Origin of the sequence: Endozoicomonas sp. SESOKO1, from assembly GCF_024606265.1 — a bacterium.
GTDB lineage: Bacteria > Pseudomonadota > Gammaproteobacteria > Pseudomonadales > Endozoicomonadaceae > Endozoicomonas.
Genome location: NZ_JAHHPP010000152.1, coordinates 1 through 1,182 on the forward strand (window position 1 = coordinate 1; position 1,182 = coordinate 1,182).

Sequence of the window (1,182 nt, forward strand, 5' to 3'; positions counted from 1 at the left end):
GTGTGATGGGCAGCTTTTTAACCGGTGATATTTTCAACCTTTACGTGTTTTTTGAAGTCATGCTGATCACATCGTTTGGCTTGATGGTGCTGAATGCCAATAAGCAGCAGGTGGATGCAGCGGTCAAATACGTGGTGCTCAACCTGATATCCACCATGGTTTTCCTGCTAGCCATCGGGCTGCTTTATGGCGCTACCGGAACCTTGAATATGGCCGACCTGCACGCCAAAGTGGCGATACTGCCGGACACCACCATGATGCTGATTTCCGGGCTGTTTCTGTTTGGCTTTGCCATCAAGGCATCAGCGTTCCCGGTCTTCTCCTGGCTACCGGCGTCCTACCATCATCTGCCCAGCGCCATCGTGGCCCTGTATGCTGCACTGCTGACCAAAGTGGGCGTTTATGCATTGATCCGGGTCTTCACCATTGTCTTTGATCTGGTCGATAGCGGCTACCAGCCACTGCTGATCGTGATTGCCGGCCTGACCATGCTGACCGGCGTACTCGGTGCCGCCAGCCAATTCCATATTAAACGTATTCTGTCGTTTCATATCATCAGCCAGATCGGCTATATGCTGATGGGGCTGGCCATCTATACACCGCTGGCCATCACCGGCGCGATTTTCTACATCATCCACCACATTATTGTTAAGGCCAATCTGTTCCTGATCGGCGGTTTCCTGCAGCGCAGGCAGGGCACTGATAACCTCCGTGAACTCGGTGGCGCTTATCGAAGCATGCCGTGGCTGGCCCTGCTGTTTCTGATTCCGGCTTTTTCTCTGGCGGGCTTTCCACCGCTGTCCGGGTTCTGGGGCAAGTTCCTGGTGATCAGGGCAAGCCTGCAAACTGAGGCGTATCTGCTGGCGGCCACCGCGTTATTTGTTGGCCTGATGACCATTTACTCCATGACCAAAATCTGGGCCGAAGCGTTCTGGAAACCGCTGCCGGAAAATGCCGCTGCACCAATCCCCCTGACGGGGATGGAAAATTGCCTGTATATCATCCCTATTGCGGTACTGGCGGTGATTACCATTGTGATTGGTTTCATGGTGGAACCCATTTATCAGCTGGCAGAAACCTCGGCAACCAATCTGCTCAATCCACACTCTTATATTGATGCGGTGCTTGGCAGCGACAGCACGGCCTCCACACTGACAGCCACAGGAGGATCGCAGCAATGAA

At 53.6% G+C, this 1,182-nt stretch carries 1 protein-coding gene; it reads left to right on the forward strand.

Annotated features, from left to right (window positions below; all coding sequences use genetic code 11):
* Positions 1 to 1,181 (forward strand): proton-conducting transporter membrane subunit (locus KDK13_RS07350; protein WP_257284324.1); only part of this gene is annotated, 1,181 nt, incomplete at its 5' end.
* Between the last annotated feature and the right edge of the window lies 1 nt (position 1,182).